A 25,727-nucleotide genomic window follows, 5' to 3' on the forward strand; every position below is an offset into this window, starting at 1 on the left:
CCCCCCCCCCCCGCCATCAATCTCAGGCCGAGATCACCTTCGTATACGCATCCAGCGCCGCACCGTAATTCTTCTCGTACCATTCCATGTTGAGCGCGATCTGCTTCTTCATGTTGTCGGGGTCGACCGGGTTGAGGCGCTTGCGGTCGGCCGGGATCAGCGCGTCGGCGGCCGGGTTGGCCGGGCCCTGGCCGAGCTTGTCGAACATGACGATCTGCTTGTTCGGATCCTGGGCGGAGGCGATGAACTTCATCGCATTGTCCTTGCCGCCCGGATTGTTCTTGAGCACGCCGAGTGCGCCGGGCGAGATCAGGCCCTGGTCCCAGATGAACTTGATCTGGCCCGAAGAATCGCTCTCGATCAGGCCAGCGCGGGTCGACCAGATCAGTGCCATCGAGGCTTCGCCGTTGATCAGCACCGACTGACTTTCGGCGCCGCCGCCCCAATAGGAGACGACATTGTCCTTGAATGCGGCGAGCTTCTTGTGGGCACGGTCGAGGTCGAGCGGGTAGAGCTTGTCGGGTGCGACGCCATCGGCGAGCAGGGCGGCTTCCCACATGCCGGCGCCCCATTTGTAGAGCGAGCGCTTGCCCGGGAATTTCTGCACGTCGAAGAAGTCGGCCATGCCGGTCGGGACTTTGTCGCCGTATTTCTGTGAGTCATAGGCGATGATGTAGGAGAAGAAATAGGTCGAGGCGGAATATTTCCAGCCGAAGCCGGGGCGCATCTTGTTCTTGTCGACGATCTTGTAGTCGATCTCTTCCATCATGCCCTGCTTGCCGAGGGATTCAGCAGAGAATGGGTCGACGTCGACCAGGTCCCAGGTGGGTTTGCCGGAGGCGACCTGCGCCTTGATCGCGCCTTCGGTCGGGCCGGTGCCGTCTTCCTTGACGGTGATCCCGGCTTCCTTCTGGAAGGGCTGGCCATAGGCTGCGTCATAGGCAGGCCCGGCATCGCCGCCCCAGTCGACCAGCACCAGTTCGTTGGCGGCGGCGAGCGCGCCCTTGGCCTTCAGTGCCAGCGGCGCGCCGACCAGCAACATGGCGGCCAGCTGGGTGAAGCGGCGGCGCGAAATCTCCCCGCGCGCGGCTTTCTGTTCCAGGATTGAGATGCAATCTTTCTCGAAATTGTCAGTCATGTCGTTCACCTCTGTTCTTGTGTTTATGCTCGTTTGGATGTCCCAAGCGCGTCGTTGCCGATGTGCTCATCCCTTGTTTTCAGGCAGTCGCCGAGCTGATGGCAACCCTGCATATGCCAGGCGGACTTTCGTTGGCGAGCCAACGATTCATCCGCTTAGTCCTTGTTTTGTCGCAGGTTCTTGCCGGAAAACCGCGGAACACTTTTCCGGAACCTGCTTAGAGGAAATAGCCTTCCTCTTCCCTCCAGCCGACCCAGGCCTTGTTGCCCGGCACGAAGCTCTGGGCGACGGAATGGGTCGGCATTTCCAGGATCAGCGACGGGCATTGCGGCGTGCTCGCCGAAAAGCGCGTCACCGAACCGAGATAGGTGACTGTGTCGATGGTGACGGGAAGCGCATTGCCGCCCGCCGGCCGTTCGGCGTGAAGCGCCATATGCTCCGGCCGGATGGCAAGGTTGTGTGTCGGCGCACCGGCGTCGGTGCTGGCCCTGATCAGCTGGTCGCCGCATTTGGCTTCGGCACCGCCGGTCACCGAGGCTGATCCGTTGAGCGGCAGGATGTTGATGTCACCCAAAAATTCCGCGACGAAGCGGTTGGATGGCTTTTCGTAGACGTCGCGCGGGCTCGCAAGCTGCTGCAGCTTGCCGTGGTTGAAGATCGCCACGCGGGTGGAAAGCGCCAGGGCCTCTTCCTGGTCGTGGGTGACGAAGACGAAGGTCGTGCCGGTCTCCTGGTGCAGCCGGCGCACCTCGTCCTGCATCGAGCCGCGCAGGTTTTTGTCGAGCGCGGAGAAGGGTTCGTCGAGCAGCAGCACCGAGGGCTCGAAGGCGAGCGCACGGGCCAGTGCGACGCGCTGCTGCTGGCCGCCGGAAAGATCGGCCGGACGCTTCTTCTCATGGCCGCGCAGGCCGACCTTGTCGACCATGTCGTCGACGCGCGCCTTGATTTCCTGGCCGGATTTGCCCTGGACCTGTAGCGGGAAGGCGATATTCTTCTCCACCGACATATGCGGGAAAAGCGCATAGCCCTGGAAGACCATGCCGAAGGCGCGCTTTTCCGCCGGCAGCCGGGTAATGTCGACGCCGTCCTTGGTCAGCGTGCCGGATGTCGGGCTGACGAAGCCGGCAAGGATCATCAGGAATGTGGTCTYGCCGGAACCGGAGGGGCCGAGCAGCGTCAGGAATTCACCACGGCCGATCGTCAGCGAGATGTCGCTGAGCGCATGAAAGTCGCCATAGGTTTTGCCAATTCCCTGGGCGCCAATTTCAGCTGCCCGCTTTGTAGACTGCATCGTCGTTCCCTTTTTACTGAAGCGTATGAAGGAAATATCGGCAGTACAAACGAAATCTTTTCACCCATTCGACAAATTTCGTTCACCTATAGCGGCAAAACCGGTCTTTTACATGGATGGTAGCATTGCCTCGTTTTTCAGCACCTCGGCCTTCAGCCATTCGCTGAAGGCGACCACGGTCTTGTTGTCCGCCTTGGCTTCCGAGGCGACCAGAAAATAGGAGCGGTTGGATTTGATGTAGATGTCGAACGGGCGCACCAACTGCCCGGTCGCCATCGCGGTGCGGCAGATGAATTCGTCGCCCATGGCGATCCCCTGGCCGGACATGGCGGCGGAATAGACGAGGTTCATGTCGGAAAAGACGATGCCGGTCTGGGCGAAGGCAGGGTCGATTTCGGCTGCCGTCAGCCAGCTCTCCCAGTCGTCATTGTCGACGAGGTGCAGCAGGCAGGTCTTGCGCACATCGGCCGGATCGGAGAGGCCGAATGTCTTGTTGATCAGCACCGGGCTGCAAAGCGGGGTGAATTCCACCTCGACCAGAAGCTCCACCTGCATGTCGGGCCAGTAGCCGGTGCCGAAGGCGATGAACACATCGACCTCCGGATTCGACACGTCGTCGAGCCGCATCGGCGTCGAGATCGACAGCCGGACATCGGGGTGGCCTTCGCGGAAATTGCCGATATGGGCGCAAAGCCAGCTCGAGGCGAAGCCGGGGGCGCAGCAGACGTTGATCGTGCCTGAGACGCCGCGATTGGCATGGCGCACGGCCGAGCCGGAGATGGTGTTGAGCGCCTTGCGGATATCCTCCGCATAGCCAAGCCCCTGTTCGGTGAGCTCGATGCCTGTGCCGATGCGATTGAAGAGCTGGAAGCCAAGGTCGCGCTCCAGCAGACGCAACTGATGGCTGACGGCGCTGCGGGTGAGGTTCAGCTCATCAGCGGCCTTCCACACCGATCCATGCCGGGCAAAACTATCGAGCGCACGGAGCGCCTGGGTCGAAGGCATCCACTTCATTCCGATCCTCCCAAGGGTTGGAATGCTAATCAAAAAATGGGCATAGGTGAACAGAATTTGCGTGGGCGGGGAAATTATTTCACTTTTTTGAAGCTCCGAACTGGGGTGTATTCGGCCAGGAGAAGGAGAATTCCCATCCATGCCCCTTTCCGCGGCCCAGTCCCACGCGATCGCCCATGTCGAAGCCATCAAGGCCGACCTTTCCGCCTGGACGGCGACGATCTTCGACTATGGCGAAACCGCCTGGCGCGAATACCGCTCGGTCGAGTGGTATGTGAAAAAGCTGCGGCAAGAAGGCTTTACGGTAGAGGAAGGCTCGGCCGGCATGCCGACCGCCTTTGCCGCACAATGGTCGAACGGGCAGGGCCCTTCGATCGGCATGTATTGCGAATATGATGCCGTGCCGGGCAATTGCCAGGCGGCGGCGACCGTCGAGAAGCCGCGCGACGGCTTGAACGTGCATGCCGGCGGGCATACCGATCCGCATTCCGGCCTCGGCATGGGCGGCCTTGGCGGGCTGCTTGCCACCAAGGCGGCGATGCAGAAGCATGGCATCAAGGGGACGCTGCGTTTCACTGGAGAGCCGGCCGAGAAGGTGCGCGGCTCCAAGCCGATCCATGCGGCCAAAGGCTATTATGACGGGCTGGATGCGATGCTTTCCTTCCACCCGTTCTACATGCTGCCGATGTGCAATACGGTGCGCTGGGACACGCATTGCGGCGCGGCCTATTCGATGATCTACCGCTTCATCTGCGACCGGCCGGAACACTGGGGCATGAATGACGGTGCGCCGATCCCGCAATCGCATTCCGCCGTTCGCGCGCCCGGCGCCAATGATGCTTTGATGATGATGTATCTGGCGTCGAAGGCGTTACGCGATTCCATGCTGACGCACCAAGGCGGCTGGTCGATCAGCGAAGCGATCCTCACGGCGGGACAGGCGACCGCCGACAACCTGCCGGCCGGGCTTGCCGAGATCCAATACATGATGCGGATGCCGACCATCGCCATGGCCGAGCAGGTCACTGCCGTGCTCGACCGCAACGCGCAGGCCGCCGCAGATATGAGCGGCTGCCGCTGGGAGCGGCACTGGGTCTGCAAGTCGCGGCCCGGGCTTGCCAATCACGCCATGGCGAATGTCGTCTGGGATTCATTGCAGGCCGTCGGCGCGCCGAAATGGGATGAGCAGGCGAGGGCCGTGGCGCGCGAGATCCAGATGAATTGCGGCCTAGACCCGATGGACAATCCCTTCATCGACGAGATGGAGCAGTTGATGGCACCTCAGGAAGCGGAAGCCATCCTGCGCCGCGACCTGCCGCCGTCGCAGCTCAACTCCACCTCCGATGACTATACCGACATGTCCTGGCATGCGCCGCTGGCCCGCTTCTACATCGCGCGTCCTGCGCTCAAGGCGCCTGCCGGCTATCGCTATCCAGGCTGGGTGATGAACGCGCTCGGCGGCATTCCGGCGACTATCGACCCTATGGTCGAGACCGCGTCGAAAGTGTTGGCACTCTCGGCTCTTCGGCTGCTCGAAGACGAAACGGCGCGCAAGGCGACGATGGACGAGTTCAAGGCCCGCACCGGCGGCGGCGTCGGTGGCAGCCAATGGATCGCGCCGCTCTGCGACTATGACCCGCCGATCAGCTTCCGCTGGCCGGAATATGTCACCACCGCACGCGGCCGCGAGTGGTGGATACCGACTGCATGAAAAACAAACAGGCAATCCAAAGAGGAACGTCATGAGCTCATATTTCAAAGAACCCTTCTCGCTGCAGCGCCGCAATCTCAACGGCGGCACCGAGCGTCTGACCGGCTGGGGTTTCCGCAACGAGACCGACAGCCTGACCGATGTGCTGCTCGGCTCGCCCGCCTATCTCCGCCACCTCGCCACCTCCTCGTTGTCGAAAAAACATCTGCGCGACAATCCGGCCAATATCCAGACGGCGCAGGCGCAGCACAAGGAACTGGTCTCGGCCTATGAGCATTTTGGCGTCAAGATCCATTGGCATGAGCCGACACCGGAACTGCCGATGCAGGTCTATTCGCGTGATTCCTCGGTCATGACGCCCTATGGCGCGATCATCACCGCCATGGCGCAATGGTGGCGGCGTGGCGAGAACTATGCCGCGATCCGCACCTATGAGAAACTTGGCATTCCGATCTACGACATGGTGACCGCCGGAACGTTCGAAGGCGGCGATTTCAATGTGATCGAAGACGGCGTGGTGTTGATCGGCTGTGGTGGCGCCCGCACCAACGAGGCCGGCGCGCAGCAAGTCAAGGAATGGTTCGACAAAGAGGGCTGGGAAACCCGGCTCGCCTTCATCGACGAATATTATGTGCATATCGACCTGATGGTCGTGCCGATCGCGCCGAAGCTGACGGCCGTCTGCCTTGACTGCACCGATCCGGCAATCGTAACCTGGCTGAAAGACAAGGGGCACGATATCGTCGACGTTCCGTTCCAGGATACGATGGCGCTGGGCTGCAACTTCATGTCTCTCGGCAAGGATCGCGTGATTGCGCCGACCTCCAGCCGCGCGCTGGTCGAGCAGCTCAAGGCGCGCGGTTTCGAGGTTGCGACCGTCGACACTGCCGAGATTTCCAAAACCGGCGGCGGCATTCACTGCATGGCGCAGGCGCTCCGCCGCGAGGCTGCATAAAGACGACGCTTGCGGGAGGATCTATGGTCAATATCGCAAAACGGTTTCCATCCGTCCCGCATATGAAAAAGGCAGCCCGGTGGCACATACCGGGCTTTGCCTGGGAATATATGACCGGCGGCATCGGGCTGGAAGAGAATGTCCGGCGCAATAGCGCCGATCTGCAGAAGATCCAGTTCATGCCGCGCTATCTGAGCGAAGCGCAGTCGCCGGTCATCTCGACGAAAATCTTCGGCAAGACCTATGACGCCCCCTTCGGCGTGGCGCCGGTCGGCCTTGCCGGGCTGCAGATCCCCGGTTGCGAGCCGCCGATCGCCAAGGCGGCGCTGAAGCATAATATCGTCCACATTCTCTCGACGCATGCCACGACCAGCCTCGAGAAGATGAAGACCTTTTCGGGGCCGAACGGCTGGTTCCAGCTCTATCCGCCGAACGACCCGAAGATGGAAACCGACATGATCGAGCGGGCCAAGCGCTCGGGCTATGACGTGCTGGTCGTCACTGTCGACATCCCGGCGCCGACGCGGCGCGATCGCGATATCCGCAACGGCCTGTCGGTGCCGCCGCAATTCGGACCGCGCACGGTCTGGCATGCGGCGATGCGGCCGACCTGGCTGATGCGGCTTGCCAAGCATGGCATTCCGCATTTCGAGAACCTGACGCCCTACGCGCCATCAGGCCTTTCGGTCACCGAATTTGCCAAATTCCTCGGCGGTATCCTTGCCAACCAAATCACGGCGGAGCGGTTCAAACGCATTCGTGATCAGTGGCCGGGCAAAGTGATCGTGAAGGGCGTGCTCGATCCGGACGAAGCGGCCGAATATCTGGCGCTCGGCGCAGATGGTATCATCGTTTCCAACCATGGCGGGCGGCAGCTCGATGCGGCGCCGTCTTCCGTTTCCATGCTGCCCCTGGTGCGCAAGCGGGTCGGCAAGGAGGCGCTGGTGATGGCTGATGGCGGTGTGCGCTCGGGGCTCGATATCGCCCGGATGATCGCGCTTGGCGCGGATTACGTCTTCATGGGCCGGCCCTATATTTTTTCGATCGCGGCGATCGGCGATGACGGTCCAGCGCATCTTATCGACGTGCTCAAGCTGGAACTTACAGGCACGATGCAGCAGATGGGCTGCCGAACGCTGCCGGAACTCGCGAATTTTCTGCATGAGCCAGCCGCTTGGCTGAGGGAGCCATGAACCAGCAACAGACAGAATTTCTCGCAGCGCTTTCGTCGGCGCTGGGCGAGGCGATTGTCTTCATCGGTGACCGCATTCCGGAAAAGGCTCGTAGCGATGCCAGCCAGACCGGCCGGCATCTGCCGCTCGCCTATATCAGGCCGCGCAGCGTCAATGAGGTTTCGGTAGCACTGAGGACCTGCGACGCCCACCACATCCCCGTCGTGGTCCAAGGCGGCATGACCGGCCTTGCCGGCGGCGCCAATGCGAGCGGGGACGAAGTGGTCATCACCATGGACCTGATCGCAGGCGTCGAGGAAATCGACGCCGCGGCTGGCACGATGACGGTCAAGGCCGGCACCGTTCTTGAAGCCGCGCAAAGGGCGGCAGAAGAGGCCGGCTTCCTGCTGCCGATCGATCTCGGCGCGCGCGGCTCCTGCCAGATCGGCGGCAATCTCTCCACCAATGCCGGCGGCATCCGTGTGATCTCGTATGGCGTGACGCGCGACAACGTGCTGGGCATTGAAGCGGTGCTGGCCGACGGCACGGTGCTTTCCTCGCTCAACCGCATGCAGAAGAACAATACCGGCTATGACCTCAAGCAATTGTTCATCGGCGCGGAGGGCACACTGGGCGTGATCACCCGCGCCGTGCTGAAGCTCAAGCCGCTGCCGACTGGCCGGGCAACTGCGCTTTGCGGGCTCAACAGTTTTGACGACGTCGTCTCCCTGCTGCATCATGCGCAGAAATCGCTGCCGGGGCTCTCGGCGTTCGAACTGATGTGGGAATTCTTCTTCCGCTTCAGCCGCGAGGCGGAAGGGTTCAAGTTCTTCGATCAGGATTATCCCTTCACCGTCATCATCGAGCAGTCGGGCGAAGAAAGCCTCGAAACCTTCCTCGGCGCAATGTTCGAGGAAGGCCTGGTCGCCGACGCCCTGATCGCGCAGTCGGAGAAGGAGCGCGGTCAGTTCTGGAAAGTGCGTGAGGGCCTGTCGCTCGATGCTTTGCCGCGGCTGATCAATTTTGACGTCAGCCTGCCGATCGGCATTCTCGATCGCTATGCGAGGGAAGTGACAGCGGGGCTGGAAACGGAATTTCCGGGCGCGCATGTGTCGATCTTCGGCCATGTCGCCGACAGCAATATTCATCTCTGCATTTCCGCCGGCGCGATCGACGATGCGACGGAGCATCGGATCGACACGATCGTCTATGACCATGTGCGGACCCATCAGGGCTCGATCTCGGCCGAGCACGGGATCGGCACGCTGAAGCGGGATTATCTGCCTTATTCGCGCAGCCCTGAAGAGCTTGAGGTGATGCGGCGGATCAAGCAGGCGCTCGACCCGAACTGGATTCTCAATCCGGGGAAGGTGATTTGATCTGCGTTGGCTCCGGCTGTTGGAGCCAAGCTTCCAAATGAATTAATTCAAGTATTGCTAAAATAAAAGGCCAGACCCTATACTGCCCGTGATCAAGCCTATTGAAAACGGGAGAGTTCAATGGTCGACATCTCACCCATCTTTACAGTTTCCGACCTCAGAGAGAATGGCTTGTTTTTGCAGGCCGAAGTGCCCACCGTCGTGGTCACTGCGAGCGGAACCATCATTGGACCCGATGATTTTGGTGTGGAGAGCTTCGTGAGCAACTCCGCAGCCTTCATTCGAGGCTCCGTGGTCGCCAATCATCAGGGCATCACGTTCGGATCGGGCGCAACGACAGGTGAGAAGATCGTTGTCTATGAAGGCGGATCCGTTTCCAGCATTGCTGTGGGGTATGGCGCACTCGCCATCACCGGAAACAATAGCAGCATCACCAATGCCGGTCTCGTCTCCGGCACAGACTATGGCATCTATTTCGACACGCAAACCGATGACGGCGGCACATCGCAGGTCCTCAATACCGGGACAGTCTCATCGGACAAGTACGGCATCTATGCCCTCGGTCACCAGGAGCTGGATATCAAGAACACCGGTATAATCTCCGGGAAGACGGCAAGTTTTTATGAGTTCCAGGACGAAGCCGTCCAGAAGATCACCAACAACGGCCAGATGTTCGGCGATGTCCTGCTTGGTGGTGGCTCTGATACGTTCAATAGCCGCAGGGGGGCGATAGACGGCAATATCCGGGGTGGCGATGGCAATGACCGGATTATCGGCAGCAGTGACGACGACAGGATCTATGGCGAGGGTGGAGCGGATATCCTGACCGGCGGGGCGGGGCAGGACACGTTCGTCTTCACCAGCTCTGCGCCTAGCCTGGTGGAGATCGACAAGATCAGGGATTTCAATCACGCCGACGACGTCTTCGAACTGCAGTTCTTCTCCATCTTCCGGCACATCGGTTCGTTGCAGAAAAGCGAATTCCGCGCCATCGCCGACCCTGACTCCACAGACGGAGTAACCGCCGCCACCCGTATCCTGTATTACAAGGCGGATGGCGACATCTTCTTCGATCGGGACGGCTCGGGCACGAAATATGACCGGGTGGAGCTTGCCCATGTTGAGCCGAACACGGTGATTGACTACACCGATTTTCAGCTGGGACTGTCGATTTAGCCGCTGTTGTCGACATGGGGCGGCCGAGCCCGATTGCTGCCTTTGTCGGCCCTTCGGAGAGATTGACCCATCAGCAAAAGTCATGGTCTCGGGCCCTTTGCCTGCTGGCGCACACATGGCAATGTCCCGGCAAACCGATTGCAGCGGGATCCACACCATGAAAGCAATGTATTACGAAGCCTATGGCATGACGCCCGAAATCCGCACCGTGGCCCACCCTGTGGTCGAGCCGCATGGCGTGGTCATCAAGGTCGAGGCCTCGGGTATCTGCCGCAGCGATTGGCATGGCTGGCAGGGGCATGATCCGGACATCCATCTGCCGCATGTGCCGGGCCACGAACTCGCCGGCACGGTCGCGGCGGTCGGCGCGCAGGTGATGCGCTTCAAGGTCGGCGATCGGGTGACGGTGCCCTTCGTTTCCGGCTGCGGCCATTGCGAGGAATGCCATTCGGGCAACCAGCAGGTCTGCTCGCACCAGATGCAGCCGGGCTTTACCCATTGGGGCTCGTTCGCCGAATATGTCGGCATTCACTATGCCGATACCAATCTCGTGCATCTGCCTGATAGCATCGATTTTGCCACTGCTGCCAGCCTCGGCTGCCGCTTCGCCACGTCCTTCCGGGCGATCGCCGATCAGGGCAGGGTGAAGGGCGGCGAATGGGTGGCGGTGCATGGCTGCGGCGGCGTGGGCCTGTCGGCGATCATGATCGCCAGTGCGCTCGGGGCCAGCGTCGTCGCCATCGACATCGCCGACGACAAGCTCGCCTTCGCCCGCTCGATCGGGGCGGTGGCGACTGTCAATGGCAGGGCGGTGGCCGATGTGCCAGAAGCCGTGCGCGAAATTACCGGTGGTGGTGCGCATGTCTCCGTCGACGCGCTCGGCCATGCCGTGACCAGCTACAATTCCATCCGCAATCTCCGCCGCCGCGGCCGGCATGTACAGGTCGGCCTGATGCTCGGCGACGATGCGGATGCGAAAATCCCGATGGCGCAGGTGATCGGCCACGAGCTGGAGCTCTATGGCAGCCACGGCATGCAGGCCTGGCGCTATGGCGCCATGCTGGAGATGATCGCCACCGGCAAACTGACGCCGCAAAAACTGATCAACCGGCATGTCAGCCTCGAAGAAGCCGTACCGCTGCTCACCGGCATGGACACGTCGACCGAAATCGGCATCAACGTGATAACGGTCTTCGACCGGTAGCCTTCGTCTGACAATCTTCGATTGACGGTCTTGGATAGGCCGGCGGCTCGTCGCTGTAGACGGTCTCCACCGAGCCGCTCACCAGCGGCAGCTGATGATTGATCGCCGGCAGCGCCGAAAAGCTGATGCCGCGCCAGACGCCACTCACAGCGCGATGGCCGTGGCCGAAGAAGATGTGCTTGACCAGGTGGCCTTGCAGCAGGGCGGCAAACTCCTCGGGATCGTCGAGCATGATCTTGTCCATCAGCTCATGCGCGATCGAGAAGGGCGGATGGTGCATGAAGAGATAGACCGGCCGGCCGGCGGCCTTGTCGAGCGCCTGTTTCAGCCATTCGCGCCGCTCCGGTGAATAGAGACCGGCGGAGGAGGGTGGGCCCTTCAGCGTGTCGAGGAACAGGAAGACGCCGCCGTGTTCTTCGCGCAGGTCCTGGACGAAGCCGCCGTGATCGCGCGGGTGGTCGACGAAGACCTGCTTGAAATTCTCGCGGTCATCGTGATTGCCGAGCATCAGCTGCGTTTCGATCGGGAAGGCGGCCAGGCGGTCCTTGAGCCATTCGTAGGCGGCAATCTCGCCGCGATCGGCAAGGTCGCCGGAAATGGCGCAGAAGGCGGCATCGGGATGGTGTTTGGCGATGTCGTCGAGACAGGCGTTGAGGCGCTCGACGGGATCGAGCCCCCAGAGTTTTCGGCCGGGGGCGATGAGGTGGAGGTCGGTGAGGTGGATGAATTTCATGGGTGGGGTCCAAAAATGCGGCTTGGCGGACTGGGCTACCCCCCTCTGCCCTGCCGGGCATCTCCCCCTCAAGGGGGGGAGATCGGCTAGAGGCCCGCTCATCGCCTAACGCAGATGCCTGCTACCGGGCATTCGACGTAGAAGAGGCGCGGAGCGGTGCCCCATCCGATCTCCCCCCTCGAGGGGGAGATGCCCGGCAGGGCAGAGGGGGGTAGCGCCGAATTCAAGTTTCAATGCCACGCTTCCGTGACATCCTTATCTCAATTCCTTCCAAGCCGCATCCAGTGCTGTCCTGAGCGTCGCGGTCATGAAATCCACCTCCTCATGCGTGATGATCAGCGGCGGCGAGGCCAGCATGCGGTCGCCGGTGGCGCGCATGATCAGGCCGGCGGCGACGCATTTGTTGCGCACCAGGGTGCCGACATCGTCGGGCTTGTCGAAGCGCTTGCGGGTCTTCTTGTCCGCCGTCATCTGCACCGCGGCCATCAGGCCGACCGACTGCACCTCGCCGACCATGTCGTGATCCAATAGCGTCGCCAGCGATTTCGCCAGATACGGCCCGATATCGTCGCGCACGCGCTCGACCAGCTTTTCCTCTTCGATGATCCGCAAATTTTCCAAAGCGGCCACGGCGCAGACCGGGTGGCCGGAATAGGTGTAGCCGTGGTTGAAGTCGGTCGAGGTGATGACCTCGGCCACACGATCGCTGACCAGCACGGCCCCGATCGGCAGGTAACCGGAGGAGAGGCCCTTGGCGACCGGGGCCAGGTCCGGTTCGAAGCCGTAAAGCTGGTGGCCAAACCAATGGCCGGTGCGGCCGAAGCCGCAGATCACTTCATCAGCGACGAGCAAGATGTTGCGCGCCTTGCAGATGCGGGCGATCTCCGGCCAATAGGTGTCCGGTGGCACGATGACGCCCCCGGCGCCCTGGATCGGCTCGGCGACGAAGGCGGCGACATTGTCTTCGCCGAGTTCGTCGATCTTGGCGTTGAGCTCTTCCGCGACGCGTTTGCCGAATTCTTCCGGCGAGAGTTCGCCGCCCTCGACATACCAGTAGGGCTGGCCGATATGGTGCACGCCCTCGATCGGCAGCGCGCCCTGCTCATGCATGTATTTCATGCCGCCGAGGCTGGCGCCGGCGACTGTCGAGCCGTGATAGCCGTTGCGGCGGGCGATGACATGGGTCTTCGACGGCTTGCCGATGTGGGACCAGTAGACGCGGGCCATGCGGAACCAGGTGTCGGTGGCTTCCGAGCCGGAGCCGGTGAAGAACACATGTTTCAGGTTGCCGGCATGGGCAGTGATCTTTTCCGACAGCAGGATGGTCGGCGGCGTCGTGGTGCCGAAAAAGGCGTTGTAATAGGGAAGCTCGAGCATCTGCTTATAGACGGCGTCGGCGATTTCCTTGCGGCCATAGCCGATATTGACGCACCAGAGGCCGGCAAAGGCGTCGAGATATTTCTTGCCCTGGTTGTCCCAGATATGCGAGCCCTGGCCGCGCTCGATGATGCGCGTGCCGGCCGCGTTGAGCTTCCTCATGTCCGTGAACGGGTGGATATGGTGGGCGGCGTCGATGGCGCCGAGATTGGACAAAGCGGCGTTGGCGGCAGTCATTTCGTTCCCCCTTTGCCACAGCCTGCATGCCGGACGATGGCGAAAGCACCCGGTTGGCATGTGGTTTGACGATTTTGCCTGATTGAAAGGCGGCCTGTTATCGGCTAGGAAAATGCCCGTGCCAGGCCATTTTGGCAAGCCATTTGCCGATTTTCGCCGCAAAATCCCTTCTCTCACCTTCCGATGAGGCCAAACCCGATCATGAATGACCAAAAGCCGGTAGCCGGTTCCGTGGACGTTTCAACCCCGCCCCGTATCGAAATCCTGCTGGTCGACATGAATGGAAGGCTGCGCGGCAAGCAGGTCCCGCTGGAGGCGGAGAAGAAGATCTGGTCGGGCGCCGTGCGCCTGCCGGCCTCCACGCAGTCGCTCGATATTTGGGGCGACGACAATGATGACCTCACCGGCATTTCGCTGACGCTCGGCGATCCCGATGGCGCTGTCATGCCCGATCCGAAGTCAGAAGTTGCAATGCCCTGGGCGCCTGCCGGTTCGCGGCAGGTACTGGCGACCATGCATACGCTGGAGGGAGATCCGCATTTCTGCGATCCACGCGGCATGCTGGCGGCATTGCTCAAACGCTTCGAGGCCAAGGGCCTGACGCCGGTCGTGGCGACCGAACTCGAATTCTATGTGATGGACGGCGCGTCGCGCGAAACCGGCATTCCCGTGCCGCCGTCGATCCTGACCTGCAAGGGCGAGCCCAACGGTTTCCAGCTCTACGAAATGGATTCGGTCGACAGCCTGCAGCCCTATCTCGATCTCGTGCGCGCCTATTGCCAGGCGATGAACCTGCCGGCGGACGCGACCACGGCGGAGTTCGGGCCGGGGCAATATGAGATCAACCTCAACCACAAGGCCGATGCGCTTTCAGCGGCGGACGACTGCATTTATCTCAAGCGGGTGGTGGAACAGGCGGCGCGCAAATTCGGCCTGAAATCGACCTGCATGGCCAAGCCCTATAGCGAACATTCAGGCTCGGGCCTGCATGTGCATGCCAGCCTGATCGACAGGGACGGCCGCAACGTGCTGGATGCCAAGGGTGGCGATCCCGTGCTGCTCAAATCCTTTACCGCCGGCTTGTTGCAGACCATGCGCGCGGCACAGCTGATCTTCGCGCCGTTCGCCAATTCCTATCGCCGTTTCCAGCCGGGTTCGTTCGCGCCGGTCGACGTCAACTGGGGTTTCGGCAATCGTGGCACGGCGATCCGCATTCCGGAAAAAGATGGGCCGGGCGCACGCGTCGAGCACCGTGTCGCGGGCGCCGATGCCAATCCCTATCTGCTGCTGACCGCCATCCTCGGCGGCATGCTGCTGGGGTTGGAGGAGACGCTCGACCCCGGCGAGGTGACGACGCCGACCAGCGCACCGGAGAAAACCGAGCGGCTGACGCACGATTTCCTCACCGCCGTCGAGGATTTTGCTGCCTCGGATTTCATCGGCGATGTCCTTGGGAAGCAGTACCAGAAGCTCTATGCCGATACGAAGCGCAAGGAGGCGATCACCTTCCTGCGAACAGTGTCGGATTTCGATTATCGGACCTATCTGCCTCGCATCTGATCATTCTCATTGTGGCCCATGTTCGACATCTGCTTCACCCCAATCCTTAACACCAGACCCATCCGAGGGCTGTAAATGGGAGCTGTGGTAACCCTGACCGGAATATCAATTACGTGCTTCAGAAGTGGATGTCGACTATGACCTATATTGTCGAACAGACGTCACTTTCTCCCTATTTCATCAGTGCTTCGCGGTTTGATCGCGAAACAAAAAAGCCTGATCTGAGCCGCGCAGCAGAAATTTCAAAAGTTTTTAAGGATGGCACGCGGTTTCTGTTGCCGGAGGAGGTACCGGCTCGACTTCACGCCCCCTGGAAAAAATTCCGCGACATTTTCCGGTCCGACAATGGCATCCTGATCATCTCGACAGCCCTGCGCGATTTGTTGAAGGAGTTGGATCCTGGCGTCCATCAGACGCTGCCCATCAAGGTGAGCAGCAATTCTCCGACCGAGGTGCGTTTTGTCCTCAACGTGCATGCAATGCAGGACAGTGTGATAGATGAGCAATCCGACGTCGGTTCGATGGCGTTTCAGGGATTCGATCGTGAGAAAATGCGGTTCAATCACAATCATGGAACAACCGGGCCGGTCAACATCGTCTTCAACACTGCGGCTATGCGCGGCCTCAACTGTTGGCGCGAGCGCCGTTATCCCGGGAGCCTGCTGATTTCGAATGCCCTACATGATGAAATAGCGCGCCGCCGCCTTCGGTTCTTTGAAGTACGCAAAGCGCGGGATGTCTGACATCAGCTGCATTTGGGCGATGGCATTTTGCTCCAATTGACTGGGCCGAGATCGACGATATCCCGAATGGTGTCATGTGCGATAATCTGCCGATCGCAGAGAGAACTGTGGTAGAAAACGACCAGATTAAGACCGTCATGCCGAAGGCTCGGAACCAGCATGCCTTCGAAACCGACGCAGCTCGCGACATTTGTGACCTTGTCCGCGCGCGTAAATTGTTCCGTGACCCGATCCACTTTTCGGATCGCGCCATCTATCTTGATGAGCGTTTGCCTCATGATCACATCCTCCACTTCCAGGCGGCGGACGCCATCGTGGATGTCGTAAAAACGCTCCAGCGTCGGCATTGTGAGCCCGAATTTGGCAAGTTTTTTGGGAGCGCTGAGATCCAATACGGCATCGAGCCGAATGTTGAACTCGAATAGCCTCAAGGGTGTTTCGACCGACTTTCTCGGTGGGCTCATCAATCGATCGAAGTGCGCTTCCGCCAACGCGCCTTTCCGCGTCAGCGAAACGACGATCATATTAAGCCCTCCGCCTGGACACCACATGCTTTCATAGCGTGGCGAATCATGCATGTGCGGCATCGCGACTGCGACATACCACGCTCTGCTCTCACGCGAAGTGGCCGGCTCCTCCGCTATTGCCTTGCCAAGCGCACTGTTCTCCTCGCCTTCCATGAAACGCGATACTACTCTCGCCAATCGCTTCGCCTCTTTGCTTTGAATTCAGGTGCAGACTACTCGTTGAAACCAAAGCGTGCAATTGATCGGGCGTGGTAATCCGATCCTCCTGCTGTATATCATGTACCGCTCCATAGAATCATCCAGCGCAAGTGTGGCCATGTCAGACATCCGCCCCATCCTGATCCTCAATGCCAAGATCCTGACAATGGACCCTGACAATCCGCGGGCAGAAGCGGTTTACGCAGAGGACGGGCGTATTGTTGGTGTCGGCTCGAATGTCGAGATGCGGGCGCTCGCCAAGCCGGAAGCGGAGATCATCGAGGCCGGCGGCAATACGCTGGTGCCGGGTTTTTCCGAAAACCATTTGCACCTTTTCTCCGGCGCAGCGGAGCTCGATCATCTGCATCTCACCGGCGTGCACGGTTTCGAAGCCCTGAAACAGGCCGCGCAGACCTATGCGGCAGCCCGCCCGAACGAAACCGTGATCTATGGGCAGGGGGCGGATTACACCATCCTCGGCGGCGACGAGCRCGTCACCCGCCATCATCTCRACCGGATCATTGCCGACCGTCCGTTCGCCATCGTCGCGCATGATCACCATACCGTATGGGCCAATACCAAGGCGCTGGAATTCGCCGGCCTGCTCAATGGCAAGCAACTCGGGCCGGGCCAGGAAGTGGTTATGGGCGAGGATGGGCTTGCCAATGGCGAATTGCGCGAGATGGAGGCATTCGGGCCGCTGTTCACTGCCTCTGGCTTCGACCGCTATCGCCTTGGCCTGTCCACCGGCGGCGAGCCCAATCCCTATCCGGTCGGGGCGGAATGGGAGAAGGATATTGCCGTCATGCGCCGCGGCCTCGCCTATTGCGCCGAGCACGGTTTTACCTCGCTGCAATGCATGGATGGCAATCTCTATCAGCTGCAATTGCTGGCCGAGATCGAGGAGCGCGACGGTTTTCTGCCATGCCGGGTGCAGATCCCCTTCCATCTCAAGAATTTCATGCCGCTCTCGGCGTTGGAAAAGGCGTCGATGATGGCGGAAGCCTATCATTCGGATTTCCTCAAATCCGGCGTGGTCAAGATGTTCTTTGACGGCGTGCTCGACAGCTGGACGGCGATCATGGTCGAGCCCTATGCCAACAAGCCGGATTCGCGCGGTGGCGAGAGCCTGTTCACGCCGGATGAGATGAAGGCGGCGGCGATCGAGATCGACCGGCGCGGCCTGCAGATTGCCGTGCACGCCATTGGCGACGGCGCCGTGCGGGCCGTGCTCGACGGCTACGAGGCGGCGCAAGAGGCCAATGGCAGGCGCGACAGCCGCCATCGCGTCGAGCATATCGAGGTGATCCACCCCGACGACATCCCGCGCTTCAAGGCGCTCGGCGTCATCGCCTCGATGCAGCCGCCGCATCCGCCGGGCGCCATGGGCCTGCCGCTGGAGCCGACCGTGTCGATGATCGGCCGCGCCCGCTGGCCCTATTCCTATGCCTGGCGGACGTTGAAGGAAGCCGGTGCGCATATCCCCTTTGCCTCGGATTGGCCGGTGTCGCCGATCGATGCGATGGCCGGCATCCAGGCCGCGGTGACGCGCAAGAAATGGGCCGAGAGCGATCCGGACCAGAGCTTTTCGCTGATCGAAGCCATTGCCGCCTACACGATCGAAGGCGCCTATGCGCAGTTCGCCGAAGACCGCAAGGGCATGATCAGGCCCGGCTACTTCGCCGATCTGACGCTGCTGAGCGCGCCGGTGGAGGAGGTCCAGCCGGATGACCTGCATATGGTGCGTCCGGTGAAGGTCATTTGCGGCGGCCGGGTAACCTATGCGGTGTGAGTGCGCCACATCTGGCCGGGGGATTCAATAAATCCGACCCGGTTTGCGCCTTGCTTCGTTTAGGCCGAAGCAAGGCCCCGAGAAAATATATTGAACGAACGGTCAATAGCAGTTGTCAATTCCCATCCGCTGTGGTGAGTTAGCGTCGGTTTCGCCGTAAGACCCGATCAAAGACTGGGCGACGGCGCGATTGGGAACAGAGGCGACATTGCTATTCGCTACGGCACGAGGAGGGTGCACTTTTCCCATTTTTCGGCGGTTCCACGCTGATGGAATCAAGGGTAAACGGGCGATGTGAGCTATTATGGCTGATCAGAACGCGATCGAAATTCGCGGAGTCACAAAATATTACGGTTACGGCGAATATCGGGTGGCGGCGGTCCACGGCGCCAATCTTTCCATTCGCCAGAATGAGTTTTTCACCCTTCTCGGCCCATCGGGCTGCGGCAAGACCACGCTGCTCAGGCTGATCGCCGGCTTTGAATTCCCGCAGGAAGGCGAACTGGCGCTCTATGGCGACAATATCGCCGAAATGCCGCCCTTCAAGCGGCCGATCAACACCGTCTTCCAGAATTACGCGCTCTTTCCGCATATGAGCGTCGCCGACAATATCGGCTTCGGGCTGAAAATGCTCGGCAAGAGCAAGCAGGAGGTTGCCGCTCGCGTCGACCAGATGCTGAAGCTGGTCAGGATGGAGCAGTTCGCCAAGCGTGCCACCAGCCAGCTCTCGGGTGGCCAGCAGCAGCGCGTGGCGCTGGCCCGGGCGCTGGCGCCGTCGCCGAAAGTGCTGCTGCTCGACGAGCCGCTTTCTGCGCTCGACTACAAGCTGCGCAAGGAAATGCAGATCGAGCTCAAGCGCCTGCAGGCCGAAACCGGCATTACCTTCGTTTTCGTCACCCATGACCAGGAAGAGGCGCTGACGATGTCGGACCGCATCGCGGTCATGTCATCGGGCAATATCCTGCAGGTCGGCTCGCCGCGCGACATCTATGACCGGCCGGCGGACCGCTTCGTCGCCGACTTCATCGGCGAGACGAATTTCCTCAAGGGCAAGATCGAATCGCTCGCCAGCGACGAGGCGGTGATCGCGCTCAATTGCGGCGTCTCGGTGATCGCGCCGGCGCCGAAATCGGTCGCCGCCGGAGACGAGGTCACGGTGATGATCCGCCCGGAACATGCCCGCCTCGTCGGGGCGAGTGGCGGCGAACGCGCCATTGCCAGCGGCCCGCTCGAGGACATCGTCTATTTCGGCACCGACACCTATTTCAACGTCAAGCTGGCCGACGGAACACTGTTTACCGTGCGCCAGCAGAACCGGCCCGGCGAAGAGGGAAGCTATGCCGGCGGTGACCGTGTCGGCGTGAGCTTCCCGGCCAATTCGATCCGTGTGCTCAGAGGTTGACATGGCAAGTCATGAGCAACTGATCGCCAGGGAGATACGGAAAGATGTTCGCAATCGCTGGCTGCTTTCCACGCCGGCACTGCTGATCATCCTGCTCGCTGCCACCGGTCCCCTGTTGATCGTTGTCGTCTATTCCTTCCTGACGGCCGGCCCCTATGGCGACGTGGTGTGGAAGTTCTCGACCGATGGCTGGTTCAACGTGTTCTTCGAACGCGATATCTTTGACGGCACGCTGTCCTTCGCCGACGCGCAGCTCTCGATTCTCCTGCGTTCGGTGCGGCTCTCCGTGCTGACCACGATCCTGACGCTGATCTTCGGCTTTCCGACCGCCTATTTCATCTCCACCCGTCCGGCCAAGACGCGCGAGCTCTGGCTGTTCGTGATCACCATACCCTTCTGGACCAATCTTCTCATCCGCACCTTCGCCATGCTGGAAGTGCTGCGCAACGAGGGGCTGATCAACACCATCCTCATCGATCTCGGCATTATCGGCAAGCCGATCCAGATGCTGTTCACCGATGCGGCGATCCTGATCGGCATGGTCTATGTCTACCTTCCGCTGATGGTCCTGCCGCTCTATGCCAGCATGGAAAAGCTCGATTTCCGCCTGGTCGAGGCCGGTTACGATCTCTATGCGACACCGTTCCAGGTGCTGCGGCGGATCATCATCCCGCTGGTCAAGCCGGGCATGATCGCCGGTTCCATCCTGGTCTTCATTCCCTCGCTCGGCGCCTATGTGACGCCCTCGGTGCTCGGCGGCGGCAAGAACATGATGCTCGGCAACCTGATCGAGCTGCAATTCGGCCAGGGCCGGAACTGGCCGCTCGGCTCGGCGATTTCGATCGCGCTGATGGTGATCGTCATGGTGGCGCTGCTTGCCTATGTCCGCAATGCCGGATCATCGACGGAGAAGGGGCATGGCTAGGCAGTTCAACATCCGCCGCCAGGCCGGCTTCACGACGATCGCAATGATCTCGTTCTTCATCCTCTACCTGCCGATCGCGGTGCTGGTCGTGTTCGCCTTCAACTCGGGCGACAGCATGGCGCATTGGCAGGGCCTGTCGCTGCGCTGGTTCTACAAGGCCGCCGGCAATGTCGATGTGATCGACGCCTCGCTGCGCTCCTTCCAGATCGCCCTGATCGCCGGCATTCTGGCGACCATCACCGCGACGCTGGCGGCGATCGCGACGACGCGGACGGCAGCGTATCGGGGGCTGACCGCCAAATATGCGTTCATCAACCTGCCGCTGATGGTGCCGGAAATCGTCACCGCGGTGGCGCTGCTGATCTTCTTCTCGCGCATCAAGATCTGGACCGGCTATTCCGGGCTCGGCTACCTGATCGCCGCCCACACGGCCTTCTGCATTCCCTTTGCCTACCTGCCTGTCAGGGCGCGGCTGGAGAATATGGACCTGACGCTCGAACGGGCGGCTGCCGACCTTTATGCGACACCCATCCAGGCGTTCCGCCACATCACCCTGCCGCTGCTCTGGCCGGGCATCATTGCCGGCTTCATGCTGGCCTTCGTCATCTCGCTCGACGATGTCGTGATCACCGAATTCGTCAAGTCGGGCGGGCAGGACACGCTGCCGACCTACATGCTCGGCCAGATCCGCCGCGCGACATCGCCGGAGGTCAATGCCATTTCCACCGTCTTCCTGCTCCTGTCCGTGGCGGCGGTGACGATCTTCTTCTTCATCAACAACAAGCGTGCACAATGAGGAAAGGTAGAACCATGAAACTGGGAAGGAAATTACTGACGGCAGCCGCGATGCTGATGGCATCGGTCGGTCTCGCCCGCGCCGATGGCGAACTGCATATCTACAATTGGGGCAATTATACCAGCCCCGACATGATCAAGAAGTTCGAGCAGAAATACAATATCAAGGTGACGATCACCGACTATGACTCGAACGACACCGCGCTTGCCAAGGTCCGGCAGGGCGGCACCGGTTTCGACATGGCCGTGCCGTCGCAGAACTATCTGCCGATCTGGATCCAGGAGGGCCTGCTGCTCGAAACCGATCCGGGCAAGATGGAGAATTTCAAGAATGTCGCCAAGCAATGGACCGATCCGCCGTTCGATCCGGGCCGCAAATATTCGGTTCCGTGGGCGATGGGCATTGTCGGCGTGGTCGTCAACACCGACGTCTACAAGGGCGACATCAACACCTGGAGCATCATCTTCAATCCGCCGGAGGAGTTGAAGGGCAAGATCAACGTCGTTCCGGAAATGTCCGACGTCATGGATGCGGCGATCCTCTACAATGGCGGCAAGAAGTGCACGGGCGACCTCACGGTGCTCAAGAAAGCCCGCGATACGCTGATGGCCGCCAAGCCCTATTGGGTGGCGATGGAATATAACACCATCCAGAAGATGACCGCCGGCGATTTTTCCGCCACCAGCGACTGGAACGGCTCGGCCTTCCGCCAGCGCCTGGCCAATCCAAAAATCCATTTCGGCTATCCGAAGGAAGGCTTCGTCTACTGGTCCGACAATCTGGTCGTGCTCAAGGAGGCCAAGAATGTCGAGAATGCCAAGCTCTTCCAGAATTTCATGATGGATCCTGAAAGCGCGGGCATGAATTCGGGTTTCCATCGCTATGCGAACGGCATCCTTGGTTCGGAAAAATATATGCCGGCCGACATGAAGGACGCGCCGGAAATCAACGTGCCGGACCAGTTCAAGTCCGTCGGCGTGCAATCGCAGACCTGCCCGCCGGATGTGCAGGCGCTCTACACCAAGATATGGACCGAACTGCAGAAGTAAGCCTTACCCGGCCGCCTCGCCCCGCGAGGCGGCCGTTCCATTTCCTCATTCCGGCAGAAATCGCATGAAAACCGTCTATTCCGAGCGCCATAAGGGCCATTCCGGCAATGTCGAACTGGTGGCCGGCGCCATCGTGCCGGCCTTCGAAATGCCCTCGCGCGCGGCGTTCATCCTGTCACGCATCGATGACGTGAAGCTCGGGCCGGTGCTGGCGCCGCAGGAGCACGATCTCTCGACCGCCGCCAAGGTGCAGGACAAGGCCTTTCTCGATTTCCTGCCGACCATCTATCCGCGCTGGAAGGCGGAAGGCCGCGACGGCACCGCACTCCCCTTCACCTGGCCGACCCGCGGCCTGCGCGGCGACAAGCTGCCGGAACATATCGACGGCCAGCTCGGCTTCTATTCCTTCGACGGCGGCTGCGGCTTTGTCGAGGGCACCTGGGACGCGATCAAATCTTCGCATGATGTGGCGCTGACCGCGGCCGGCCTGGTCAAGGGCGGCGAACGCGCGGCTTACGCGCTCTGTCGGCCGCCGGGCCACCATGCCGGCCACAATTTCATGGCCGGCTATTGCTATATCAACAATGCCGCCGTCGCTGCCCAATGGTTCCTCGACCAGGGTGCTGCCCGCGTCTCCATTTTCGACGTCGATTATCACCATGGCAACGGCACGCAGGAAATCTTCTACAGCCGCTCCGACGTGCAGGTGATCAACCTGCATGCCGACCCGATGCAGGAATATCCCTATTTCCTCGGCAGTGCCGACGAGACGGGCGAGGGCGAAGGCCACGGCTTCAATATCAACTATCCAATGCGCTGGGGCACGGACTGGAGCACCTGGAACGAGGCGCTGGAAGACGGCTGCCGCAAGCTCCGGGACTATGCACCGGACGTCGTGATCATCTCACTCGGCGTCGACACCTATGAGAAGGACCCGATCTCGAAATTCAAACTCAAGACCGAGGACTTCCCCAAGATCGGTGCCACGATCGCCAGGCTCGGCCTGCCGACGCTCTTCGTCCAGGAAGGCGGCTACGCCGTCGCCGAAATCGGCGTCAACGCCGTGGGCGTGCTGACCGGCTTCGAAGGCGGCTGAGAATTTTTCGCGGAGGGTGGGCCGGTTTTCCGAACCGCCCCTTGCAATGGTCCGGGAAACCTGCTAATTCCCCGCATCCTCGCGATACAGAAAAGCAAATCACCTTTGTTTTTCAATAGGATGGGCGTGTAGCTCAGCGGGAGAGCACTTCGTTCACACCGAAGGGGTCCACAGTTCGATCCTGTGCACGCCCACCATCCGAAGCCCGAGATTTCCAGCACTTTCAGACGGCGTTGCGGGTGTTTTACGAACTGCTCTCCAGGTTTGACCGAACCTGAGCCTCATTTTGCCCTCTTGATCTCCAGTGTATCGGCCAATCCGCGCAGGTGCGTCGGCGAAAAACGGCCGTAGACTTTGAAGGTTAGCCGGACGTCGCTGTGCCCCAAGAACTGGGCAACCTCCTCGAAGGAATGACCGTCTTCCACCAGCCAGACGGCGGCGCTGTGGCGGAACACATGGGGCGAGACGTCGTCCAGTTTCGCCGCCGCGGCTGCAGCCTTGATGCCCTTCTTGATCGATTTCACCTGCTCGCCGGCCCACTCGATAACGAAGCGGGTGAGGGTGGCTTTCTTCGCCTCTTCGAGTTCTGCCCGCAGTGTCGCGTTCATCGGCACCGTGGCGCGGCCCTTGCGCGCTGTCTTGTCGAAGGGGTTCCGCAACTGGATGATCCCGCGAACGAAGTCGACGCGGTCCCATGTCAATTCCAGCGCGGCGGTCGCCCGGGCGCCGGTCGAGATCAGCAGCAGGATCGCCAGGCGGATATGGGGCACCTTGGCGCCGTCCAGCATCCGGCCCACTTCCTCGCGTGTCAGGTACCGATCCTTCGGCTCGGGCTTAGGCGGCCGTTCGATCTTCGGGGCATCGCTGATCAGCTTGTTGTCGCGTGCCCAAACCAGCACAGTTCGCAGATGACCGAGTTCTGTCCAGATCGAGCCGTCCGACTTCTTCGCCTCGCGCCGCATCTTAGTATAGCTCCGGCAGTCGTCGGCGGTGATCGCTTCGCCCTCGAGGTGACCGAACACCGGAGCGAGCGCTTTCCAGGTATGCTTCATCGTGTCGAGCACGGCCTTGCCCGCCTTGTCGAGCACGTAGCTATCCCACAGCGCCTTTACTGTCTTCCCGGCTGGTCGGGTGAGGGCCGAATATCGAGCCGCCGCGCGCGCGTGCGCTTCTCGCTGGTCAGTGGTGCCAAGACGATAACGTCGGCGGATGGGCTTCCCATTTGGCCCGATTTCGTCCCAGGCGACGCAGAATTCGCCTTGGAGCCGGGTAACTCTCCATTGTTGCTTTTGCATTCGAACCTCTCAACATCTGATTGACGGATACGGACGAGCTTGCCGCCAAGCTTGAAGCAGCCGAGCTCGCCGCGATTGATAAGCCGCCGAACATGGCGCTCGGAGCAACCCCACCGCTCGGCAAGGGTCGTGGGTGTGAAGACTGTCTCCATCACTTTCCCCCGCTTTCCCCGTTATCCACAGCCCGCTTCCGCGCGGCGAGGCGATCCCATATCCGGAGAATTTCGTCCCCGATGAATACGACGTCGGCCACCTCCGGGCCGGACACGACGGTAGGAGCCGGCGAGGCACGGCTTTCGTCGAACAGGCTGTCGAGTATGTCGATGGTGTGCCCCATGCGCGCCGCCACGGACTCGAGCAGCCGCGAGACGTTGCGACGCGTGCGCTCCGCATCCTCCTCCACCAGCAGCGCGGCGGCGCAGACATCGAGGAGGGTCGCGTCGTCCATGATCTGGTCGACGTTGGCTTCAGTGATTTTCCTCATGACAGCGTCTCCCGCAAGAATCGCTCATTCCGGACCTTGACGTCGGCGACGACGATGCCGAGCACGTTTTCATTGAACTTTTCGAGCGAGCACCGGTGACCGCCGGTTTCCTGATGACGGTACGCCGGGTTGTCGAGCGTCATCACGATCGGCTCATCTTTGAGGAGGCAGCGCTGGACGCGATAGAGCACCGGGCCGAAGCCATCGTGAATGAGGTAAATGCCTTCACAGACATATTCATTGACCGGAGCGATCAGGACATAATCACGTCGGCTCATCAGGTGCGGCTCGAAGCCGTCGCCGTCGACCATATGGACGCGCAGGGCCGGCGATAGGACGCGCTCGGCCGGGATTGCTGGAGCAAAGAAGTCCATCACCTCTAGCCCTCCCGTTCGGTTAGGATGACGGCGGTGCAGCCGCCAGTGCTCTCGTTGATCGAGAAATGGCTGTAGACGTCCCAGTTGGGATAGGCC

Annotated in this window: 24 protein-coding genes and 1 tRNA gene; 15 read left to right on the forward strand and 10 right to left on the reverse strand. The window is 60.9% G+C overall.

The genetic code is table 11. From position 1 onward, the window contains the following. Positions 1-22: 22 nt before the first annotated feature. The 3 genes from AC1DYF_RS21065 to AC1DYF_RS21075 all read right to left on the reverse strand — a co-directional run bounded on the left by AC1DYF_RS21065 (position 23) and on the right by AC1DYF_RS21075 (position 3,443). A complete protein-coding gene (locus tag AC1DYF_RS21065) occupies positions 23-1,138 on the reverse strand; it encodes an ABC transporter substrate-binding protein (protein ID WP_477878717.1) in 1,116 nt (371 codons plus the stop codon). A 217-nt stretch (positions 1,139-1,355) separates the two neighbouring features. Beyond that, entirely contained in the window at positions 1,356-2,429 is a 1,074-nt protein-coding gene (locus AC1DYF_RS21070) for an ABC transporter ATP-binding protein (RefSeq protein WP_477878718.1), read from the reverse strand. 108 nt (positions 2,430-2,537) lie between these two features. Next, entirely contained in the window at positions 2,538-3,443 is a 906-nt protein-coding gene (locus tag AC1DYF_RS21075; protein ID WP_477878719.1) for a LysR substrate-binding domain-containing protein, read from the reverse strand. A 139-nt stretch (positions 3,444-3,582) separates the two neighbouring features. On the opposite strand from AC1DYF_RS21075, the gene AC1DYF_RS21080 reads away from it, so the two are divergent. The 6 genes from AC1DYF_RS21080 (at position 3,583) to AC1DYF_RS21105 (ending at position 11,040) form a co-directional block, all read left to right on the forward strand. After that, a complete protein-coding gene (locus AC1DYF_RS21080; RefSeq protein WP_477878720.1) occupies positions 3,583-5,154 on the forward strand; it encodes a zinc-binding metallopeptidase family protein in 1,572 nt (523 codons plus the stop codon). A gap of 31 nt (positions 5,155-5,185) precedes the next feature. Continuing rightward, positions 5,186-6,109, forward strand: a complete 924-nt coding sequence (locus AC1DYF_RS21085) for a dimethylarginine dimethylaminohydrolase family protein (protein WP_477878721.1) — start codon at positions 5,186-5,188, stop codon at positions 6,107-6,109. A gap of 23 nt (positions 6,110-6,132) precedes the next feature. Beyond that, positions 6,133-7,302: an alpha-hydroxy acid oxidase gene (locus AC1DYF_RS21090; protein WP_477878722.1), complete on the forward strand. Its 1,170-nt coding sequence runs from the start codon at positions 6,133-6,135 to the stop codon at positions 7,300-7,302. Next, positions 7,299-8,660 carry an FAD-binding oxidoreductase gene (locus tag AC1DYF_RS21095; RefSeq protein ID WP_477878723.1) on the forward strand — a complete coding sequence of 454 codons (1,362 nt, stop codon included), beginning with the start codon at positions 7,299-7,301 and terminating at the stop codon, positions 8,658-8,660. Before AC1DYF_RS21090 ends, AC1DYF_RS21095 begins: the two co-directional genes overlap by 4 nt. A gap of 120 nt (positions 8,661-8,780) precedes the next feature. Next, positions 8,781-9,836 carry a calcium-binding protein gene (locus AC1DYF_RS21100; protein ID WP_477878724.1) on the forward strand — a complete coding sequence of 352 codons (1,056 nt, stop codon included), beginning with the start codon at positions 8,781-8,783 and terminating at the stop codon, positions 9,834-9,836. 157 nt (positions 9,837-9,993) lie between these two features. Beyond that, positions 9,994-11,040, forward strand: a complete 1,047-nt coding sequence (locus tag AC1DYF_RS21105; protein ID WP_477878725.1) for a zinc-dependent alcohol dehydrogenase family protein — start codon at positions 9,994-9,996, stop codon at positions 11,038-11,040. Here the strand turns inward: AC1DYF_RS21105 and AC1DYF_RS21110 are convergent. After that, positions 11,012-11,773 (reverse strand): phosphodiesterase, encoded by a 762-nt coding sequence (locus AC1DYF_RS21110; RefSeq protein ID WP_477878726.1) that lies wholly within the window; start codon positions 11,771-11,773, stop codon positions 11,012-11,014. The genes AC1DYF_RS21105 and AC1DYF_RS21110 overlap by 29 nt on opposite strands. A gap of 255 nt (positions 11,774-12,028) precedes the next feature. Next, the gene (locus tag AC1DYF_RS21115) at positions 12,029-13,387 is read right to left on the reverse strand and encodes an aspartate aminotransferase family protein (RefSeq protein WP_477878727.1); all 1,359 of its coding nucleotides are present in this window, start codon (positions 13,385-13,387) and stop codon (positions 12,029-12,031) included. A 201-nt stretch (positions 13,388-13,588) separates the two neighbouring features. Here AC1DYF_RS21115 and AC1DYF_RS21120 point away from each other — a divergent pair, with 201 nt between their 5' ends. Both AC1DYF_RS21120 and AC1DYF_RS21125 read left to right on the forward strand, forming a co-directional pair. Continuing rightward, complete coding sequence (locus AC1DYF_RS21120; RefSeq protein ID WP_477878728.1) at positions 13,589-14,947, forward strand: glutamine synthetase family protein; 1,359 nt, start codon at positions 13,589-13,591, stop codon at positions 14,945-14,947. Between the two features lie 137 nt (positions 14,948-15,084). After that, on the forward strand, positions 15,085-15,690 hold the full coding sequence (locus tag AC1DYF_RS21125) for an imm11 family protein (protein ID WP_477878729.1): 606 nt from the start codon (positions 15,085-15,087) through the stop codon (positions 15,688-15,690). A gap of 2 nt (positions 15,691-15,692) precedes the next feature. Here the strand turns inward: AC1DYF_RS21125 and AC1DYF_RS21130 are convergent, their stop codons facing one another. Further along, positions 15,693-16,214, reverse strand: a complete 522-nt coding sequence (locus tag AC1DYF_RS21130) for a hypothetical protein (protein ID WP_477878730.1) — start codon at positions 16,212-16,214, stop codon at positions 15,693-15,695. A gap of 319 nt (positions 16,215-16,533) precedes the next feature. Here AC1DYF_RS21130 and AC1DYF_RS21135 point away from each other — a divergent pair, with 319 nt between their 5' ends. The 7 genes from AC1DYF_RS21135 (at position 16,534) to AC1DYF_RS21165 (ending at position 23,672) form a co-directional block, all read left to right on the forward strand. Beyond that, entirely contained in the window at positions 16,534-18,207 is a 1,674-nt protein-coding gene (locus tag AC1DYF_RS21135) for an amidohydrolase (RefSeq protein ID WP_477878731.1), read from the forward strand. Positions 18,208-18,511: 304 nt separating this feature from the next. Beyond that, positions 18,512-19,609: an ABC transporter ATP-binding protein gene (locus AC1DYF_RS21140; protein WP_477878732.1), complete on the forward strand. Its 1,098-nt coding sequence runs from the start codon at positions 18,512-18,514 to the stop codon at positions 19,607-19,609. A gap of 1 nt (position 19,610) precedes the next feature. Then, positions 19,611-20,534 (forward strand): ABC transporter permease, encoded by a 924-nt coding sequence (locus AC1DYF_RS21145; RefSeq protein ID WP_477878733.1) that lies wholly within the window; start codon positions 19,611-19,613, stop codon positions 20,532-20,534. Then, complete coding sequence (locus AC1DYF_RS21150; RefSeq protein WP_477878734.1) at positions 20,527-21,330, forward strand: ABC transporter permease; 804 nt, start codon at positions 20,527-20,529, stop codon at positions 21,328-21,330. The genes AC1DYF_RS21145 and AC1DYF_RS21150 overlap by 8 nt, the downstream gene beginning before the upstream one ends. 14 nt (positions 21,331-21,344) lie before the next feature. Then, positions 21,345-22,379, forward strand: a complete 1,035-nt coding sequence (locus AC1DYF_RS21155; RefSeq protein ID WP_477878735.1) for an ABC transporter substrate-binding protein — start codon at positions 21,345-21,347, stop codon at positions 22,377-22,379. A 64-nt stretch (positions 22,380-22,443) separates the two neighbouring features. Continuing rightward, complete coding sequence (locus AC1DYF_RS21160; RefSeq protein ID WP_477878736.1) at positions 22,444-23,475, forward strand: histone deacetylase family protein; 1,032 nt, start codon at positions 22,444-22,446, stop codon at positions 23,473-23,475. Positions 23,476-23,597: 122 nt separating this feature from the next. Next, positions 23,598-23,672, forward strand: a tRNA-Val gene (locus AC1DYF_RS21165). Between the two features lie 84 nt (positions 23,673-23,756). Here the strand turns inward: AC1DYF_RS21165 and AC1DYF_RS21170 are convergent. Genes AC1DYF_RS21170 through AC1DYF_RS21185 form a run of 4 tightly spaced genes read right to left on the reverse strand, consistent with a single transcriptional unit; the run spans position 23,757 to position 25,628 of the window. Continuing rightward, a complete protein-coding gene (locus tag AC1DYF_RS21170; RefSeq protein ID WP_477878737.1) occupies positions 23,757-24,563 on the reverse strand; it encodes a tyrosine-type recombinase/integrase in 807 nt (268 codons plus the stop codon). 20 nt (positions 24,564-24,583) lie between these two features. Beyond that, positions 24,584-24,922: a helix-turn-helix domain-containing protein gene (locus tag AC1DYF_RS21175; protein ID WP_477878738.1), complete on the reverse strand. Its 339-nt coding sequence runs from the start codon at positions 24,920-24,922 to the stop codon at positions 24,584-24,586. Next, positions 24,922-25,254 (reverse strand): hypothetical protein, encoded by a 333-nt coding sequence (locus tag AC1DYF_RS21180; protein WP_477878739.1) that lies wholly within the window; start codon positions 25,252-25,254, stop codon positions 24,922-24,924. The genes AC1DYF_RS21175 and AC1DYF_RS21180 overlap by 1 nt, the downstream gene beginning before the upstream one ends. Further along, positions 25,251-25,628, reverse strand: coding sequence for a hypothetical protein (locus AC1DYF_RS21185; RefSeq protein WP_477878829.1), 378 nt, complete (start codon positions 25,626-25,628; stop codon positions 25,251-25,253). The genes AC1DYF_RS21180 and AC1DYF_RS21185 overlap by 4 nt, the downstream gene beginning before the upstream one ends. Positions 25,629-25,727: the final 99 nt, after the last annotated feature.

The organism is Rhizobium sp. P2_G9 (assembly GCF_056403475.1).

Coding starts and splice junctions, on each gene's coding strand:
- AC1DYF_RS21065 (WP_477878717.1), bottom strand. CDS start 1,138: ATGACTGACAATTTCGAGAAAGATTGCATCTCAATCCTGGAACAGAAA.
- AC1DYF_RS21075 (WP_477878719.1), bottom strand. CDS start 3,443: ATGAAGTGGATGCCTTCGACCCAGGCGCTCCGTGCGCTCGATAGTTTT.
- AC1DYF_RS21080 (WP_477878720.1), top strand. CDS start 3,583: ATGCCCCTTTCCGCGGCCCAGTCCCACGCGATCGCCCATGTCGAAGCC.
- AC1DYF_RS21085 (WP_477878721.1), top strand. CDS start 5,186: ATGAGCTCATATTTCAAAGAACCCTTCTCGCTGCAGCGCCGCAATCTC.
- AC1DYF_RS21090 (WP_477878722.1), top strand. CDS start 6,133: ATGGTCAATATCGCAAAACGGTTTCCATCCGTCCCGCATATGAAAAAG.
- AC1DYF_RS21095 (WP_477878723.1), top strand. CDS start 7,299: ATGAACCAGCAACAGACAGAATTTCTCGCAGCGCTTTCGTCGGCGCTG.
- AC1DYF_RS21100 (WP_477878724.1), top strand. CDS start 8,781: ATGGTCGACATCTCACCCATCTTTACAGTTTCCGACCTCAGAGAGAAT.
- AC1DYF_RS21105 (WP_477878725.1), top strand. CDS start 9,994: ATGAAAGCAATGTATTACGAAGCCTATGGCATGACGCCCGAAATCCGC.
- AC1DYF_RS21110 (WP_477878726.1), bottom strand. CDS start 11,773: ATGAAATTCATCCACCTCACCGACCTCCACCTCATCGCCCCCGGCCGA.
- AC1DYF_RS21115 (WP_477878727.1), bottom strand. CDS start 13,387: ATGACTGCCGCCAACGCCGCTTTGTCCAATCTCGGCGCCATCGACGCC.
- AC1DYF_RS21120 (WP_477878728.1), top strand. CDS start 13,589: ATGAATGACCAAAAGCCGGTAGCCGGTTCCGTGGACGTTTCAACCCCG.
- AC1DYF_RS21125 (WP_477878729.1), top strand. CDS start 15,085: ATGACCTATATTGTCGAACAGACGTCACTTTCTCCCTATTTCATCAGT.
- AC1DYF_RS21130 (WP_477878730.1), bottom strand. CDS start 16,214: ATGATCGTCGTTTCGCTGACGCGGAAAGGCGCGTTGGCGGAAGCGCAC.
- AC1DYF_RS21140 (WP_477878732.1), top strand. CDS start 18,512: ATGGCTGATCAGAACGCGATCGAAATTCGCGGAGTCACAAAATATTAC.
- AC1DYF_RS21145 (WP_477878733.1), top strand. CDS start 19,611: ATGGCAAGTCATGAGCAACTGATCGCCAGGGAGATACGGAAAGATGTT.
- AC1DYF_RS21150 (WP_477878734.1), top strand. CDS start 20,527: ATGGCTAGGCAGTTCAACATCCGCCGCCAGGCCGGCTTCACGACGATC.
- AC1DYF_RS21155 (WP_477878735.1), top strand. CDS start 21,345: ATGAAACTGGGAAGGAAATTACTGACGGCAGCCGCGATGCTGATGGCA.
- AC1DYF_RS21160 (WP_477878736.1), top strand. CDS start 22,444: ATGAAAACCGTCTATTCCGAGCGCCATAAGGGCCATTCCGGCAATGTC.
- AC1DYF_RS21175 (WP_477878738.1), bottom strand. CDS start 24,922: ATGGAGACAGTCTTCACACCCACGACCCTTGCCGAGCGGTGGGGTTGC.
- AC1DYF_RS21180 (WP_477878739.1), bottom strand. CDS start 25,254: ATGAGGAAAATCACTGAAGCCAACGTCGACCAGATCATGGACGACGCG.
- AC1DYF_RS21185 (WP_477878829.1), bottom strand. CDS start 25,628: ATGGACTTCTTTGCTCCAGCAATCCCGGCCGAGCGCGTCCTATCGCCG.